Consider the following 17,850-nt stretch of genomic DNA (forward strand, 5'->3'; position numbering starts at 1 on the left):
TAATGAATATGCTCAAGCAGTGTGAATGCGGCTTACCGAGTCAACGCAGCAAATTGAAAACCGCTGGCTGGAACGACAAATTTAGGGCACAGGTATTCTTTGGTTTATAAGTAATCAAAGTATGCTCTGCCCCTGCTCTAAAGGACATTCAACATATAATCAATACAATACTGACGCTCACTTTGTGAACTAGGCTCGTTCAAATTGTGAAACTAATGACCCCCACAACTAATAACAGTGACTAAAGAACAAGTTACTATCTTGATCTCAGGTTAATTTAATAGCCAACCTCCATACTCAAGGCCGCCAGTGCATTGTTGTTGCGCCACTAAAGCCAACTAACCACTCAAGATAAGAAAAGTCGTCGTGGTGGGAAGCAACAAACCCCGTTCTTAAATACAGTTGTTTTGCTTTTGGATTGTTATCAATGACATCGAGCCGTAACGTCTTGAAACCATTTTCGCGCGTGTAATTTTGCACTGCATGCAGTAAAGCCGTGCCGATCCCCTTACCTCTCGCTTGCTTGGATACCGCAATTCCGTCCATTACCAACTCATGTTGTGCAGGTGCTCTATCAAATAAAGAAAAAATAGCAGCCGCTTTTATTGCGCCGAAAAAGCCAAGCTCCTCTTTTAACACAGCAAAGTCTATGTTTGAGGTAAAACCTTTTTTCGCATCTTGAAAGCCTGCGATACCCAGCAGGTTTTCACCTTCAAAAGCCCCAAAAGCGTACTCTGTCACAAAGCTCTTGGCGATGATTGCAACCAGTTTATCCCTGTCTGCAACAGCTGCCTTGAACTTGCGACCAAACGCTTCAATATATAGCTCTGCCGCGGCCTGCACATGTCTACTATGCCACCCTCTTACTATTTTTAATTCCATACTTTTTATTCATGCGTTACAAAGCTTTATATTAAATTTAAAACATTAGAATTAATAAGTTTAAGTTTGTAAAAAATAGTATAACGCAGTTTATGAGCCACCATGTTCAGAGCACAGTTTTACGCCCTAGTATCGTCATTCAATTTCTGAGCTTAGCAGTGAGTGTACGCCATACTTTCTCTAGTGGGCCTTGGGTAAAGAAACGTCCGTATATCATATTTAGCACAATTTGGCACAACACCATCAGGATCCACAGGACTAATAGCTCACTACGACTATAGGTATTATAAAGGTCAAAGCCATAGAATATGATCACCAGTACAATCGATTGTAGAATATAGTTACTCAGCGCAAATCTTCCGACTAAATTTATTGGCGTGAGCCACCGCAGCTTGCAGAGGAAACGATTATAAAGCAAAGATAAAACAACAATGTAAACTAGCGCCTGAAGTTCTCTATTTAACACAACCAACATTTGCTTTGAATAGGATAGTATTGGTATATGAGGGTGTAATAACCAGTGAAAATAGCGTTGCTGAGAAGCATATATTGACACTACCACTAACCCAGTAAAGGCAGCTACCACGAGCGGGCTTAGCTTTTTGGCGCTAAAGAATCCACTTTGAAACAACAGCGCTCCTATCAACATCATCATCAATGTTGACCAAAAGATACTGGAATAAAATAGCTTACCTTTATGAACTTGCGGTGTACTGAAATTATCAAGCCAATGTGCTTGCAGTGTTGGCTGGTGTTCAAGTTCACTATGCCTTGGGAGCTTTTGTTTGACTCTATTTTCCCAACGCAAAATACTTCTATGCTGCTTGCTTGAACGCTGCGCCTTTTCAACGCTTTGTGCTACTACATATGCTTGATACTGTGCGTTAGTTCGCTCTGCTTTGGCATAACCAAAAAGCAATATAAAGCTAATACAAACGACAATACTGACTTTTATCACCGCTGAGCCAAGCAAAATTATCATTAACGCCACAATACCAATCACAGCATAGTGATAAAGGATATCTCCACTCCAAATAAAATAAGCATGCGTACAGCCAATAATAAACAGTACCAGTAATCGCGAGGCGCTGAGTGTTATTGCAGATCCTAGCGGCTGTTTTTGAATTATCATTGTCAACCCAACACCAAACAAGGCAGCCAATAAACCATAAAACTTACCTTGAGCAACAAAATAGACCCAATACCGCACCTTACTGTCAAGTTCCGTCATAAAGCCATACTGATAGCTGCCCCAAGGGCTTGGATAAGCAAAGCTTTCTATGTTTATCAGTAAAATGCACAGAATAGCTACGCCACGAAGAAAGTCTAAACTATTGATTCTTGTCGTCATTTTATTATTCACCGACTTGTACCTGTTCAACATTATCTATTTGACTAGCAATACGAGAGTCCTTGCCATTAAGCGGGTCGGAAACCTGTGCCACATATGCAATAAAGCGCTTGAGCTGTTTACCTTCCAACTTGATATATTTTGGCTGTTTGAGAGTAAGCGGATTAATTGCCTTGCCATCTTTGTGCACCTCATAATGTAAGTGACGTGCTTGTGAAAGACCGGTATTTCCCAAGTAGCCAATCACCTCACCTTGCTTTACTTTAGCCCCGGCTGTAATCCCTTTGGCAAACCCTTTTAAGTGAGCATAAAGCGTTTGATAACCGTTACCATGTGCCAAAATAATGCGGTTGCCAAAGCTTCCTCCCCAGTTGGCCTTGATCACCTCTCCTGATCCAGCCGCCATAATAGGCGTGCCAATCGGCGCACCAAAATCTATGCCTTTGTGCATACGTGTATAGCCAAGCACGGGATGGTGACGTTTACCAAAACTGGAAGATAACCTTGCTCCATTGAGTGGTGTTTTCATCAAAAAGCTCTGTGCGAGCCTGCCGTCTTCATGGTAAAAAGCAGACATTCCTGACTCATCAGAAAACTGATAAAGTCGATACTCTTCTTTTCCTGATAGCAGCGCAACATGCTGTAGATGCGTGGCTATGTCGCTTTTCTCTGCAAGCCTAGAGGTTAATAGCAACGATTTTTGCTGATAAACAAAGTCAATTTGATCACCTGCATATATTTCTCGCTGGAAATCAACCAGGTGTGACAGCGCAATAATACTCTGATTGATAATATCGTTAGGGACTCCTGCTTTGCTTGCATCAACAAAAAAGCTGGATTCAACTACTGTTGAGAGTCGTTTGGTACGCGTAACGGTTTCAAGATTCTCAAGTGATGCCTGCCACCCATCTTTAGTTCTTTTTATTTCTATTAGCTTTGCAAAATCGAGCTCAAAACGGATGAGTTCAACCTGACTCTCGCGCAATGCAACTTCAATTGCCTGTCCAGTCTTGAGCTTGGTTAAAGAGGTCCAAGTCGCGACTGACTGTTCAACTAGCCAACTATCTCGGTCACCAAATGCGAATGGCGCAAGCAAAGTAGTTAAGCTCTCACCTGACTTGAGCTTGAGAAGCAACCACTGCTTGTCATTTTTGTTGTCGCTCGTCGCTTCTGATGAGGTAGTGCTTAAATTGGGGGTATGTAGCTCACCGACGCTAGTTGTAACGGTAGGAACTGCTGCTGTTTTACTAGACTGCACTGACAGGCTTTCATTTGATGAATTAGGTTGCTTTGAGCAGCCGGATACCGCCAACAGAATGATGGCTAATAAGTATTTTTTTGACATATTAAATTTCCAACCGCTTTAGGGGATCAATGCGAGTATTCTGATGAAGTATTTCCAAATGTAAGTGCGGTCCGGTTACTCTGCCAGTTTCACCAATTGTGCCTATCATTTCACCTTTTAACACCGTTTCACCTACCGCTACGTCTATACTATCTAAATGCGCATATAAACTTTGATAACCGTTATCGTGCTGGATCAATACAACTTTTCCATAATTCTTCCCCAGCGTGGTATTGTCAGAAACCGTTACAATACCGTCTGCAACCGTCATCACTGAGTCGCCAGTACTTCCTGCAAAATCAACACCTTGGTGTGCTTTATTGTGACGAAAGCTAGAAATATGACCAAAGTGTGATGTTATCATTGGACTTTCTACCGGCCATTGCCACGTTGTGCTGTTTGATATTGTTACTCTCGCCCATTGCAGGTTGCCATAGGCCAATACAGAACAAGACAAGATAAAGAAAGCGAACAAAGGCCAATTATTAGGCTTGCTCTGAGGTTTTAAAATAACGGTAAAACGCTTTTTATAATCATCAAGCGTGAGTGAATTTGATGCAAAGCTGGCGGCAATATCTACTGGCGTCTGCATCTTTACACGCTTTAGCGAGTTAATCAAAGCCCGGCTGTATACCAGCGGTTCAATCTGGTACCGAGCAATCGTCAACTCATCACATCGATATTCCATCGCTCGAATAAAGCTTTGCTCCATCTTGGCAATAAATGGATTAAACCACGCTATCACACAGCACAAACGCCACACCATAACCGCAATATGATCGCCTTTATTGACGTGTGTTAGCTCATGAAATATCAACGCTTCTTGTTCATCATTAGGTAAATCTTCAAACTCCATTGGTAAATATATCTTTGGTTTTAACAAGCCAAACACAAACGGTGAGCAGGTGATTGGTAACTGATACAACGCTTGGGAATAAGACTCAACTCTTGATGCGCTGAGACAAAGACATTTGATACGTCTGTACTGTGTGAGCAGCACCCCTAAATGGAAAATCAGCCCCACACAATATACAATCGCTAAAGTCGTGAATAATACTTCTAACCAAGGCAGTGTGACTCGTACGTTTCTTGTCATTGCAATTAACGGCTCGGCATATTGTTGTAAATTGTCATGTAGTAGCACTGACGGTATCGCTTCTTGTTGCTCAAGAAATTCAAAAGGCAAAAAAGGTACAAACGTGACGGCAAGCAATCCCCACCATAGCCTTTTGCTCTGGAAGTAATATGCACAAAGAGATACCCCTACCACATAACTCAATCCAGTTAAGGCAACCCACAACAATACAGAAAGTAATATTAATTCCATTTCTGAAGCCTACTCTGGATCGCGCTTGTCATTATTTGCCAATGAATTTAGCATCGCTTCCAATTCGTCGAGCTCATCAGCTTCAATTAGGTTGCTGTCAGAAAACATAGCAACAGGAAGTGGTGCGTCGAGCTCCATCACTTGCTTTGCAAATTCTTGCGCATACAAAGCAAGCGTTGGTACTTTAGCTAAGGTTGCGGTATAAATTTTTTTGTTACCTTGTTTTTGCTCCGCAAGGTAGCCCTTCTCACACATTCTTTCCAGTGTCTTTCTTGTCGATGAATAGCTCCAGTTTAGCTTTGACTCTATTTCAACATGAATTTCCTTGCCGGTTCTTGGTGCTTGACGCCATAAAATCTTCAAAATTACCAACTCGGTAGCATTTGGTTTCATGCTCCCTCCTATGTAGTGCGACATTTATCACAGAATACCAAAATAAAAATGCGACACAAGTCGCACTTTTTATTTTGGTATTCTGTATTTATTATTTTTATAAGCAAAAGTAGATGTAACCCATTGATAGAATTTACAAATGAAAAACCCCGAGCTTTGAACTCGGGGTTTAAGTTGGATAATGACTTATCTCTACAAATCGGTGTGGTTATTTCTAGTCACACACTTTTGCTGAATAATGACATTTTATTTACGCAAAGAAACTGAGCTTTTGCGGCGAAGTAATGCAAATGGTAATGCTAATAGCGATAACCAACCAAGAGAGCCCGAAGAACTCGATGGCGCTTCAACTGGCTTGTCAACCACAGCAGGAGGGGTTGGCTCAGCCACATCAGCAACATTAATTGTCACTTTAGTCGGCGCTAGCATAAGTGTACTCTCACCAGCCGCTTTTGCCGTGTACGTGAAACTATCAACGCCAAAGAAGTCTGCCTCAGGCTTGTAGACTACTTTACCTTCTTTGATTTCGACGGTGCCATTTGCAGGAGCATCAACAAGTGCAAGTGTTGCTGGGTCAAAGCCGCCTTCAGGGTTAGTAAAAGACACACTTTGCACTGCACGTTGATTTTCACCGCCTCGAGCAGTCAAGGTAACAGGGATAAGATCAATGTGCTGAGCATTATCGTTAGCTAAGACATCAATGGCTTCAGATGTTGTGTCTTCGTCCATTTCAACCATATCTGCAACACCAGCTTTAATCTGTGCATTGTCCGCAAGTTTAACCTTTACACCAAGGTTTACAGAGCCACCATTTGCATAATCATACGCAATCAGTTGTCCTGCCGCTGGCGCTGTACCTTCACCATTGTAGTATGTTTGTAGGCCAACTAACCCATTCGAGTTTTCAATACCAACGGTCGCTTTACTTGGCATTTTTGGCACTTTAACGTAGTTAAAGAAGTGTTCCTCATCACCATTTAGACGGATCCACGATTGGAATGTAAACTTATCGCCAGAGTTATCTTGATATAACTGTGCATCAGCCCACTCAGTAACAAAGTAAGTTGTTACATTATCTGCATCATCGGTAAAGGATAATAATGCAACGTACACTGCTCCGCCTTCGGTTTCACTTGGGCCTTGTAGATCAAAGTCAGCCCAAAGTGGTGCAATTAAGCCATTTTGACCATTTGCTGATGGGATAGCTTCGTTTGTGCCTGTGCCACTTGCAGAGCCGTCGCCTGCAACGATAAGACCGTTAGTTGTTACAGTAATATAGTTATACTCTTTGCCCGCTAACTTAAATGTATAACCATCGCCGATTGCGCCTAAGTTAAATTTGAAATCAGCATCATCACATGTATCTTCACACCCTGGACGATACTCATCTCGAGCTTTAAGATCGATTGCCAAACCATTTTGAATTGCGCTGCTGATTGATGCCTTACCTAGGCTACCTGTCCATGCGATATGACGAGTAGGCATATCTGCACCAGCTAAAATTTGAGTACCGCTTTGCACATCGACGGTAAAGCTATCTTCAACTAGTTCAAGAGAGCTAGGTAATACTGAGTTGATTGCAACTTGACCTTCAATAGTTTCGTTCATGTAACCAACATTTACGTCAAATGCAGCTGTGTTTGACGCTCCAGAAGTCGAAACTGCCAGACCAGGTAGTGACGTCGACGCTGCAAATGCAGCTAATGGAACATGACCAACGCGCTCACCAGCTTCATTGTAAGCTTCTAGTCGACCGAACTGCCATGCCTCAAATTCAGCACCTGTAATATTCAGTGTGATTGACGTGGCTTTTGCGTCGCCCTCTTCACCATAGGCTGCAAGCTCTACTGATGAGTTGATATCACCCACTGTGACACCGTCTCCAATCGCGACACCTTTAAAGTGCAGTTTCATGGCTTCGTCAGTCATATTACGAACCGTAACACTGTAATCACAGCTATCAACACACAGCGTTTCTGATAAGCCCATTTCAGAGAAAGTAACTTTAGCATCGAATGCCTTATCAAGATCTACACGTCCTGCACCCACATCAAAGCCATCAGCAGGCGTTACTTCATCTTCTTTTTTCAAACCATCTGTTACACTGGTATTCGTCAGTGCAGACTTAATTTCTTGAGGCGTCCACTGCGGGTATTGCTGCTTCAATAGTGCGGCAGCACCTGCAATATGAGGGCCCGCCATAGATGTGCCAGAAAGTTCTGCAAAGCTTGCCATTCCGTCTACATCCAAGTGAGCTGACAAGATGTTAGTCCCTGGAGCCGCCACATTTGGCTTAAAGATGGACGGATCGCCATTTGGCCCTCTTGAAGATGACTCACGCATCGAGTCGCGCGCTGCTTCACTGATTGCGGTACGATTGACGCCATCAATAGCTAGTTGACCAGCAAAACCCTCAGCTGAGATTGCAGTAATAATGGCTTCACCATCATCTTGACTGACCATAAACGCAGGGGTTGCCTCGCCTGCTGTGTCCATAATAAATGGAGTACCTACACGGTTATTATATATTAACACCGCTTTAGCGCCGGCATCCGTTGCATTTTTTACTTTAACTGAGAAGTTACATCCACCGCGAGAAACCACCGCGAAAGCGTCGGTAAAAGACCCAGCAGGGAAAGGTTCACAGCCTTCGACGTTGTCAGGCGAGATAGTTTTAGCTGCGACAGGCTTTGCCGAGATAGCCGTGTTATGCGGCGTATCTGAACTGCTTACATGTAAGATATTCTCACCACCATCCAATGCCATACCAGTGGTGAAGATACGACCATGATTGGTGTTAGCTACTGACAATACTGACGCTAAGTTTGCAGGGCCACCGATAGTATTAGCACCGGCACCGCCATTACCCGCTGAAACAACAGCGACCACGCCCGCTTCTTGGATATTTTCAAATACTTCTGCATACGCACTGTTCGTTGGGTCAGAGCCATAGCCACCACCCCAAGAGTTGTTGATCACGTCTGCGCCATCTTCAAGCGCATGCTCTAGCGCCTCGATCAACATGATGTTCGAACCGCCACCTTCGTACAAGGCTTTGTAACTCATTAAATACGCGCCAGGTGCAACACCACTTAGCTCTAAGTTATAACCGTCATAATCTGCTGTTACTGCCGAGCCTACTGCGGTACCTGCTACGTGCGTGCCATGGCCGTCTTTATCAAGCGGGCTAAATGTTTGAAAATCAGGTTGTGAAAATGTAGGTGTTGAATAACGAGCAACAATCAGCTTGTTATTACAAAATGATGAATCTACAGTTCGACAGTAGTCATCTGATGGCAATGCACCTGTTGGTGCTTCCATACCAGCATCATCAAACATTGGGTTAGTCGGCACAATACCAGAGTCGATAACTGCAACTCGAATCCCCTTACCTACGCTACGGTCTCCACCAAGCTTCTCCCACACTACAGGGGCATTGATAAGAGAGAGTGAAGCGTCCATTTGCGCCTGGTAGCGCTCTTCTTTAAACACTCGCGTGACGCCAGGTAACGCCTGTAGTTGCTCGTAAATGTCTTTGTCTGACTTCACCACAACAGCATTCATTGTCGCATCAAAATGGCGGTCTACTTTTGCGCCTGGTATTGATTGAGCGAGCTTATTTGCAAATACATTACGCTCTTTTGCAAGCACTTGTCTTTGTGATTTCACGGCCTGAGACTGCATCATAAGACCGTTGCCATTGCGCTCAGCGTCAACCGCACCTTGCGTCTTGACTAACGCGTTACTTTCTAGGCGAACAATATAGTAATGTTTGCTCAATGCTTTAAGGGGGTTTGTTGGTTTAGCGTGACTGCTTTGTGTATGCTCGAACCCATTGATCCCATTCGGAATTTCTGCATTTAGGTTGACGCTCGCTTGTACACTTGTCATCGCCAACGCGCCACATACGGACGCCGCAACCATTGACAGTTTTATTTTATTTGACATTTTTTCCCCTGATTTTTTCTTATGGTAATATCGTTGCAATGAATGCAAAGGAGAAATCAATATAATGTAAACCTTAAACAGTTATCAACCGTTCAACCCTCAACTATTTTACATTCACTGTTGACAAATACAAAACAAGTCATAACTTATTATTATATAAGGAAAAGTAGTGAACTAATATTCGTAAACGAACGTAAACAAGCAATCAAAGTGTCATCTAATACTGTTTTACTTTCACCTTTTTGTTAATTTATTAGCCTATTTCGAATGAGGTTACACCAAACACTTTCTCCAGTGGCAGCTCTGGAAATTGCCCTGTGTACATTCGTGCAGTTTCAAATACAGCCGACAATCGGAATTTTTGAGCCAGCGCAATTGCCGCAGCATTGACTTCGGGCACATCTAAATAGATAGGTGAAGATTGTGGTACTTGAGATTTAAGCGCTAAAAACATTTGTTCAGCCAATTCTGGCGACTCTGCATACAACGGTGCAATTTTATAGCCAGTATGGCAAGGACGAATAACGCCGCACGCAAATAGCTTTCCCTCCTCGTAAATACCACATGCATAACTGTTTGGCTGATGGATCCAAGCTTGCAAAAACTCCGTTCTGGGCGCAGGGAAAAACTTTTCTTCATAGGCTTTAAGTACGTCAAATGAGATATCTTTTAATGAAACAAGGTTTGTAAGGTGTGGCTTATCTCCTCCTCCTATGCCCTCATAACGTATATTGCGATAAGCTAATTTAAACCCAGACTTTTCATAATTTTCTTGTTGCGCAACAACACCATCTAGGCCAATATTACAGCTTTTTAGATATTGCATTGCGGCATGCCACATTTTTATGCCATAGCCACGACCACGATATTCAGGCTTGACGATATAAAAGCCTAAAAATCCAAAACCGCCATCATATTTAACCACAGAAATCGTCGCAATAGGCTCATCACCTAAGTACCCCATCAAAAAACCATTTGGATCTGCGTGAAAATAGCAATACGCGTCGTTTACTCCAGGGTTCCAGCCCTCTTGCTGCGCCCACTGCACTGCCGTCTCGAGCTCTGCCAAACTCATATTTTTAATCTTAAAAGTCCCCGCCCCCATGATATTTCTCCTATCACGTCAATGTTGTTCTAATACTGACAAATCTTTAGAGAACTTTGAACTAAACATCAATGACTTGTCAAATATAACGTCAAACTCTAAGTAAAACCCTAATTCATTGATTTAAATACAAAAAACACTTATCCTCTGCACTAAATCTACGCTTAGTTTAATCAAACCATAAAAAGGAATTGCTTTATAGCACTACATATCAAAGACTCAGCAGTCACTTATTCACCTACCCGTATTACAAAAGAAAGCAATTTTTACACGCCATTTCCCAGTAATGAACAGGTTACCTTTAACGAAAAACAACTATTGCCACTTGGGTTGCTTTCAACTACGAAGCTTGCCCAAGATGATAAAGATAACATACTGATTGCAATGCCAATTTCGATGGCAATATTTGATGGTGACGTTCCCTATATAGTTTATTCATTAACTGACCATGGTTGGCAAGTAGACGCTAGCTACTTGGAGAGTCTCAGTGATGACTTTGAAAGCTATCGTGAATATTATCAAAAAGCCGCTAGTTTCTATAAAAAACACGCTTTTCTGAATATGTCACTGAATGAGGCTGAAGATGGTGAACCGTTATTTGAATTTGGTGGACAACCTGAGCTAGGTTGCAACTGGGATGCCTACTTGTGGGATGAAGAGAGTGATGATGAGACTCGCTATTTTGACGCCATAGATGAAGAGAGTGGCGATAATTACGACCACTATGCTACCCGCGAAATTGGCTTTTTCGACGAACAAAGTGGTGTTGACTTTAGCTATCTTGGCACCTTCAGCTTTTCAATATATGTCGACGGTGGCGGAGAGGGTATTGTTTTTTATAGCGCCAAACATAAAAAAGTATTAATCATTGCCGAGTTCTCCTAGCTAACCTGCGGTGATGTTTAATTATATATTTTTTCAATTATAAGATTTATACATGGTGATAATGTCTGATTTCAGATAATAGTTAGCATTCAAAAGAGCGCTAACTTAATACTCACCATTTTTCTTTCAGTTGACGTGCTAGGCAGTGAATTAAACACAGCTAGCACTACAATTGTTCATTAGAAAAACTTCATTATCCGAGGCTCAAGTTTGTCATCGCCCACCTCCCCGTTACTGCATCACAAGAAAAGCCTCAGAAACAACATAAGTAGTATTTTTATCTTTTATATAAACCCAGTTTCTAGAAGCTTCCATATCTAAATATACATGGTCACCAACACCATAGTCTCTTAAAACAGTGATTGGTGTAAAAGACTGTCGTAATAGCTGATTATTGTGGGCGATTATTGTAGGTATATCTCGGCCCATTTCGATACCAATAAGTTCAAAAATATAGGTGACCACAAGGGCAAACCTCTCATACATACTGTCAAATATTCCGGGCGTTAGTTCATCTATCAACCTAAATAACCAAGGTAGTTGTACATCAACGTCTACACTTGGCTTATACTGTACGAAGTTAGGTATCCCTGTGAAGCGTTGGTCAAACACATTATATGTTCCTTTCACACTGATATTTTTATAGCTTAATTTTACATAAACATTTATAGGCAAACCGAGTTGATATTTTCGTAAATGTCCCACCGTTTCGATATCAAAGCCGGTTATAAACACAGGGACATCCCCATGGGCGTTAACAATTCCATCAATGAATAAACGCATCGGACTTTGAACTTTCGATTTAATATTGCGCACACGCGTGTCTGATTCTGCCGCAATCTCGTTTATTGCATCAGTGGATATTTCGCTAAAGTTATGTTCTACAACCTGGAAATGCTGATCAACTTCAGCACCCAGTTGTGCTCTTAACTCGTCAGGGAAAGTACTCTGTGTTGTTAATCCGCGAACATAGCACTCATTTTCATGTATTACCATTGGTACATTGACTCCCTCCATATTGTCGTTATGAGGTAATCCGTACGAATGACCTGCGACATAACGGCATGAATCTGACTTGTCTTGCCATCGTCTGTCTATAGTGGGAAGTGAGGGGAAGCTATTTTGTGTGAAAGCAGCAGGTGTGCTGAGAGTGTGACTTTCAGCCGATACCAAAAGTGGAATATTAAGTGAAACACTCAACAATAGCATTGATAGTATATTTTTCATCATTATCCTTGATTTGCATTATGTAAAAACCAAGAATATAGAGTATGCTTTTAAATGATAGTATAAAGTTACAAATGTAACTTTATTGCTCAAGAAGTTATTATAACTCGGAAGGAACAGGAAATTTTGCTCTCACATTTTCAATTAAACGTTTTCGAGAGCTCTGTTCACGCTCATGGGGGGCAAATTGCGTACTTGCGTCATCCAACAGGTTAACAGCTTGATGCAGCTTCACTAATTCTGTTTTGCTGAGGTCATGCTCTAAAGCGAGATATTCATTAATGATGATAATGGCAGCTTCTTTGTTGGCAATATCTTCGGGCAGCCCCGTTTTAGTACAAAGTCCATAAATACCATCGAGAAAATACTGCCATTCGCTACTAAGATGGCTATCAATATTCCCGTTAAGCTTCGTATTTTTCGTTGTAAACCCCTGTGTTTTTAGCCTATTAATTTGCCCCTTATAACGGTGACTAAAGACATCAAATGCCTGTGCTTCATCTCTTAATTGTGAGACCACCCCAAGCCATACCAAAGCGCCTTGTGGATAAAACTCGAGGTTACTATTATCACAGTGCGCACCAAAGAAAGAATCGCATTTCAAGTTTAAGGCTAATCTATAAGCGGCTTTTGGCATCAACCGCTTTTCAATTAATTCATTTAACTCAGTTTGTGATAGCCGCGATTCGCGAAGTAAGTGTTCCTTTGTAATGAAATAGCTTTGTAGATAATGAATTAATTCCATTTACCTTTCCTCTACATTGTCGAGTTTAACTTTTGCGGTGAGTGCTGTTGCTATGATTATAAAACCGAGTAAATTGATATTAACTGAAATGTGCTCTAGGTTTAATTGAACAGTTAATAATAACCCTGATGTAAACTGAATTAAGGTATCTTCAACTTTAATGCCTATTGTCATTAGCCCCCCCAGTATCAGCGCCCACATCAATGCCTTATATTGCTGTTGATAAAGCTTAAACGACACCATTATACATATAATACTAGTTGCAAAATCAAATACTAAGATGGGAGTAGGATGAATAAAAACCCCCAAGACTGCGAACAATGATCCGCTTAGCCCGGCTATCGCTAACAGGTAAAGAGTAATTTTTGAACTAGTGTTATGCTGAGGAAATATCATTTTTATTATGTAGAGTTGGGATTTGTTAATCTTTACGGTTTAATTCTTGTTCTACTAAAAGGGTTTATCAGCACTCAATCTCTCAACTTATATAGACAAAACTAGGTGCCAGAATACAATACCCCTTTAAGCAAACCCAAGGGGTAGCAGTATAACCACTCCCCCAATGAGTAAGAAGTATTATTTTACTTTATTTACCATTTCTTCAATATATTTAATGGCAATAAATGGATCTGTCTCATCAAATAGGTGAGAAGCATATTTCATGGTAACAGCGGTGACATTGTCACCAATTTCTTGCAGTTTTATCTGGGAATCTTTTGACGTTTGCGTGTAAACATCAACATCAGCATAACTCATACCGGTAGAGCGGATAGTCACATGAGGGATCCCACGCGACAGTATCGTAACTGGCATTTTCCGGTTGATTTTATACATCTCTGTATGGGCAGAAGCTTCTTCCAAATCTTCTAATGAATGAGTATCTCGCTCCCAGTTGACGATCCAATCCATGATCTTCCATGCTTCTTTGGACATCTTACTTTTCATATTGTGATACCAAGACTCATGAGCGATATCAATAAGTACCATCCCTTTCACTTTTTCAGGGTTTCGGTTGGCATAGGCTCTTGCAACAAAACCACCAAATGAGTGAGGCACAAGTACCAAATTATCCATTTTAGTGGCTTGAGTAAATGCCTCAAGCTCTTGTGTAAGCTCCAACATAGTCCGTACTCGAGGCTTTGCAAAAGTGCTTTTTCCGGTGCCCGCTCTATCATAAAAACATAAGCGATAGCCTTTTGGATTTATGTTATGAATGGTGTTTTTGTAGGTTTCATGAGCATCAAGGCCCATTCCAGCAAGTAAAAGTGCCGTTGTTTCGCCCTCTCCTTTGCAAGCATAGGCAAGTTTGTTGCCGTTTATTTCCACATATTGATAATTGTGCTCATGAGCTGATTGGTTAGCGCTGGCCACTGAACTACAAGCGACGAGCCCCAGTACTGCTGATGTTATTATTTTCATTGTCCTTTCTCATTTATTGTTTGCTCCAAAAACATACTAAGCAATTCCCTTAATGAATATAATAAAGCGTAAACAAAGTATGCGACGTAGCCTATAAATAAGATGCCTCCCTCTTTGCGACTGAGTATTAACCCAGAAATGAGTAATGGCGTACAAAGTATCGTTGCAACGATCATGACTGAAATATCAACATTCAGCATACGGCTTGTCACTTCTAAAGGGGTTGAGCTGATAAGTCCGCTCACGCCAAGTACACCCAATGAATTGAATGAATTACTACCAATAACATTGCCTACCGCAATATCAGCATGCCCTTTTATACTCGCCATGACGGAGGTAACCACTTCTGGTAGCGACGTGCCAATAGCAATAATGGTTAAGCCAATCATAACTTCATCCACTGCTAAAGCACGGGCAAGTTGCACCGCGTTCTCAACCATCAATTGTCCGCCAAATATCAACAAGCTAAGCCCTACGATAAATAGCAGTATGCTAACTGCGCGCTCACGCCAACGGTTTGGTTGTTGTGATGGCGTCGGTTCATTATTCTTATTACTAAGCATGCGGCCTTGGATAAACAAATAAGCGACATAAAATAACAAAAGCGAGCACAATAATGCTGCGTCTAACTGACTGAGCCTGCCATCCCAGACTAATGCAGTAACAATAAAACTGGCGATCACTAGCATTGGAATGTCTCTTTTCACTAATTCTTGTGAAACCACCAGTGGTGCAATCAGGGCAGATACTCCGAGTATAAAAAGAATATTAAAGGTATTGCTGCCTAACACATTAGCAAAAGCGAGACTACCTTGCCCCGTAACAGCTGACTGAATGCTAACAGTAAGCTCAGGAGCACTGGTACCAAATGACACTATTGTTAACCCAATCAATACGCTTGGAACATTAAAACTTGCAGCTAGCTTAGAGGCACCCGCGACTAAACTGAGGGTAAGATTTGTCACTCTTGACGAGCAAAATAACTCATTAGACTGGGACTCTTTATTTGTGTCTAATGCGCGAAAATTAATTAACCTGAATACGGTATAAAAAGTTGGTTAATCAACCAAAAATATCCATGTTCAAAAGCGTAATAACACGCTAGCCAGATGTTATTTCTTAATACAAGGCAAATTTGTGCGTCAATACCCAGTCTATTGCAAACAAATTTAATGCAGTAGTAAGGGATAGCAGCTGCTAGAGAACAGGTTTTTATGCGAGTTCAGGTTAATTAGACCTTTCACTCAGTGAGTAGCCGCCAATGATGGCGCACTGCAGGCTGAACTCTAACTTATGTTAAGGAACTTGAATGACCAAATTTATCTCTTCTGAGCAAGCACGTGAATGCTACAACGTGCGCCACTGGAGCCAAGGCTTCTTTGGTATTAATGATCAGGGAGAGGTTACTGCGATGCCGAACCAACAGCAACCACAGCACGCCGTAACTCTGACAAACATTGCACAACAAATTAAATCTGAGGGTTATACCCTACCTGCGCTAGTGCGTTTTCCACAAATTCTAGAACAGCGTGTACATAATATTGTTGGTGCGTTTAATCAGGCGATTTCTGATTACAGCTACCCAGAAGATTATTTATTGGTTTACCCAATTAAAGTAAACCAACAAAAAGAAGTCATTGAGGGACTTATTGCAAGCCAAGCGGCAAGTGATAAAAAACAGCTAGGCTTAGAAGCAGGCAGTAAAGCTGAGTTACTTACTGTATTGGCGCTCAGTGAAAAAACCAGCGCAGTGATTGTATGTAACGGCTACAAAGACAGAGAATATGTCCGTCTTGCGCTTATCGGTGAAAAATTAGGTCACCAAGTTTATATCGTTTTAGAAAAGCGTTCTGAGCTCGACATCGTGATGGCAGAAGCCAAAGCACTAAACGTGAAACCACGCTTGGGCTTACGCGTTCGTTTGGCATCACAAGGTAAAGGCAAATGGCAAGCAAGCGGCGGCGAAAAGTCCAAATTTGGCCTATCTGCATCGCAAGTGCTTACGGTTATTAACCAATTAAAGTACGCTGACATACTAGACGCGCTGCAACTGGTGCACTTTCACTTAGGCTCGCAAATGGCCAACATTCGTGACGTTCGCGTTGGTGTGGGTGAAGCCGCTAGATTCTACTGCGAATTACGCCGTTTAGGTGCAAACCTGTTGAATTTAGACGTAGGTGGCGGGCTTGCAGTGGATTACGATGGAACTCGCAGCCAGTCCTCCAACTCGATGAACTACAGCTTAGCTGAATATGCAAACAACATCGTTTACACCATAGGCGATACCTGTAAGCAATACAATCAGCCAATGCCAAAGATCATCTCTGAGTCGGGACGTGCGTTAACTGCCCATCATGCGGTATTAATCACCGATGTGATTGGCACCGAAAGCTACCAAGTAGAAGAGATAACTGCACCGGTAAGTGACGCCCCAAGACTGCTACACAATATGTGGACGTCTTGGCAGGCACTCAACGAGCAGAGCGATGACCGTGCGTTGATTGAAATTTTTCATGATACGCAAGGCGACTTGGCAGAAGTACACGGCCAATTTGCGATGGGCCTATTAAGTCTTGAGCAAAGAGCTTGGGCGGAGCAAGTAAACCTGCGTGTATGTTATGAGCTAAACAAGCGTATGGATAACAAAAACCGTTTCCATCGCCCAATTATTGACGAACTCAGCGCTAAGCTTGCAGATAAATTCTTTGTGAATTTCTCGCTATTTCAATCTTTGCCAGACGCTTGGGGTATTGAACAGGTATTCCCTGTACTGCCACTTAGTGGATTAACAGAGGCACCAAAGCGCCGCGCGGTATACTAGATATTACCTGTGATTCTGACGGTACGGTGGAGCATTATGTGGATGGCCAAGGTATTGAAGCAACATTGCCTGTACCTGAGTTTTGCAAAGATAAACCCTATTTATTGGGGTTTTTCTTGGTGGGTGCATACCAAGAGATTTTAGGTGACATGCACAACCTATTTGGCGACACCCACACTGTTGTAGCCACATTAGACGATCAGGGCGAATTATCGCTGGGTAATATCGATGCAGGCGACACCGTTGCCGATATGATGCGTTATGTACACCTTGATGTTGAACAATTTAAGCGTAACTTTGCCAACCTTGTTGAAAGCAAACTACCGCTTGAAGAGCAAGCAGCCTGCCTAGCAGAGCTTGAAACCGGCCTTGACGACTATACTTATTTGGAAGATTTTTAAC

Annotated in this window: 13 protein-coding genes and 1 pseudogene; 2 read left to right on the forward strand and 12 right to left on the reverse strand. The window is 42.1% G+C overall.

Going from position 1 to position 17,850, the window contains the following annotated elements; all coding sequences use genetic code 11:
- Window positions 1–297: 297 nt before the first annotated feature.
- The 7 genes from F9Y84_RS11705 to F9Y84_RS11735 form a co-directional block, all read right to left on the reverse strand.
- Window positions 298–882 (reverse strand): GNAT family N-acetyltransferase, encoded by a 585-nt coding sequence (locus F9Y84_RS11705; protein ID WP_147390347.1) that lies wholly within the window; start codon window positions 880–882, stop codon window positions 298–300.
- Window positions 883–1,021: 139 nt separating this feature from the next.
- Window positions 1,022–2,233 carry a DUF418 domain-containing protein gene (locus F9Y84_RS11710; RefSeq protein WP_147390346.1) on the reverse strand — a complete coding sequence of 404 codons (1,212 nt, stop codon included), beginning with the start codon at window positions 2,231–2,233 and terminating at the stop codon, window positions 1,022–1,024.
- A gap of 4 nt (window positions 2,234–2,237) precedes the next feature.
- Window positions 2,238–3,578, reverse strand: a complete 1,341-nt coding sequence (locus F9Y84_RS11715) for a M23 family metallopeptidase (protein WP_147390345.1) — start codon at window positions 3,576–3,578, stop codon at window positions 2,238–2,240.
- A 1-nt stretch (window position 3,579) separates the two neighbouring features.
- Entirely contained in the window at window positions 3,580–4,905 is a 1,326-nt protein-coding gene (locus F9Y84_RS11720) for a M23/M56 family metallopeptidase (protein ID WP_147390344.1), read from the reverse strand.
- A 9-nt stretch (window positions 4,906–4,914) separates the two neighbouring features.
- Window positions 4,915–5,298: a BlaI/MecI/CopY family transcriptional regulator gene (locus tag F9Y84_RS11725; RefSeq protein ID WP_147390343.1), complete on the reverse strand. Its 384-nt coding sequence runs from the start codon at window positions 5,296–5,298 to the stop codon at window positions 4,915–4,917.
- Window positions 5,299–5,544: 246 nt separating this feature from the next.
- Window positions 5,545–9,246, reverse strand: coding sequence for a S8 family serine peptidase (locus F9Y84_RS11730; RefSeq protein ID WP_147390342.1), 3,702 nt, complete (start codon window positions 9,244–9,246; stop codon window positions 5,545–5,547).
- Window positions 9,247–9,499: 253 nt separating this feature from the next.
- Window positions 9,500–10,351 (reverse strand): GNAT family N-acetyltransferase, encoded by an 852-nt coding sequence (locus F9Y84_RS11735; RefSeq protein ID WP_147390341.1) that lies wholly within the window; start codon window positions 10,349–10,351, stop codon window positions 9,500–9,502.
- Between the two features lie 318 nt (window positions 10,352–10,669).
- On the opposite strand from F9Y84_RS11735, the gene F9Y84_RS11740 reads away from it, so the two are divergent.
- Window positions 10,670–11,236: a hypothetical protein gene (locus tag F9Y84_RS11740; RefSeq protein WP_225740725.1), complete on the forward strand. Its 567-nt coding sequence runs from the start codon at window positions 10,670–10,672 to the stop codon at window positions 11,234–11,236.
- A 231-nt stretch (window positions 11,237–11,467) separates the two neighbouring features.
- Here F9Y84_RS11740 and F9Y84_RS11745 read toward each other — a convergent pair whose 3' ends face one another.
- From F9Y84_RS11745 to F9Y84_RS11765, 5 genes are all read right to left on the reverse strand, one after another.
- On the reverse strand, window positions 11,468–12,463 hold the full coding sequence (locus F9Y84_RS11745) for a hypothetical protein (protein ID WP_147390339.1): 996 nt from the start codon (window positions 12,461–12,463) through the stop codon (window positions 11,468–11,470).
- A 100-nt stretch (window positions 12,464–12,563) separates the two neighbouring features.
- Window positions 12,564–13,208, reverse strand: a complete 645-nt coding sequence (locus F9Y84_RS11750; protein WP_147390338.1) for a DUF6058 family natural product biosynthesis protein — start codon at window positions 13,206–13,208, stop codon at window positions 12,564–12,566.
- Window positions 13,209–13,382, reverse strand: a complete 174-nt coding sequence (locus tag F9Y84_RS22185; RefSeq protein ID WP_225740727.1) for a hypothetical protein — start codon at window positions 13,380–13,382, stop codon at window positions 13,209–13,211.
- Window positions 13,383–13,784: 402 nt separating this feature from the next.
- Window positions 13,785–14,627 (reverse strand): alpha/beta fold hydrolase, encoded by an 843-nt coding sequence (locus tag F9Y84_RS11760; RefSeq protein WP_147390336.1) that lies wholly within the window; start codon window positions 14,625–14,627, stop codon window positions 13,785–13,787.
- Complete coding sequence (locus tag F9Y84_RS11765; RefSeq protein WP_244297305.1) at window positions 14,624–15,592, reverse strand: calcium/sodium antiporter; 969 nt, start codon at window positions 15,590–15,592, stop codon at window positions 14,624–14,626. Before F9Y84_RS11765 ends, F9Y84_RS11760 begins: the two co-directional genes overlap by 4 nt.
- 344 nt (window positions 15,593–15,936) lie before the next feature.
- On the opposite strand from F9Y84_RS11765, the pseudogene speA reads away from it, so the two are divergent.
- Window positions 15,937–17,849 (forward strand): annotated as a pseudogene (speA, locus tag F9Y84_RS11770) (biosynthetic arginine decarboxylase).
- Window position 17,850: the final 1 nt, after the last annotated feature.

The sequence above is a fragment of the Pseudoalteromonas peptidolytica genome (assembly GCF_012641745.1).
In the GTDB taxonomy this organism is placed as follows: domain Bacteria; phylum Pseudomonadota; class Gammaproteobacteria; order Enterobacterales; family Alteromonadaceae; genus Pseudoalteromonas; species Pseudoalteromonas peptidolytica.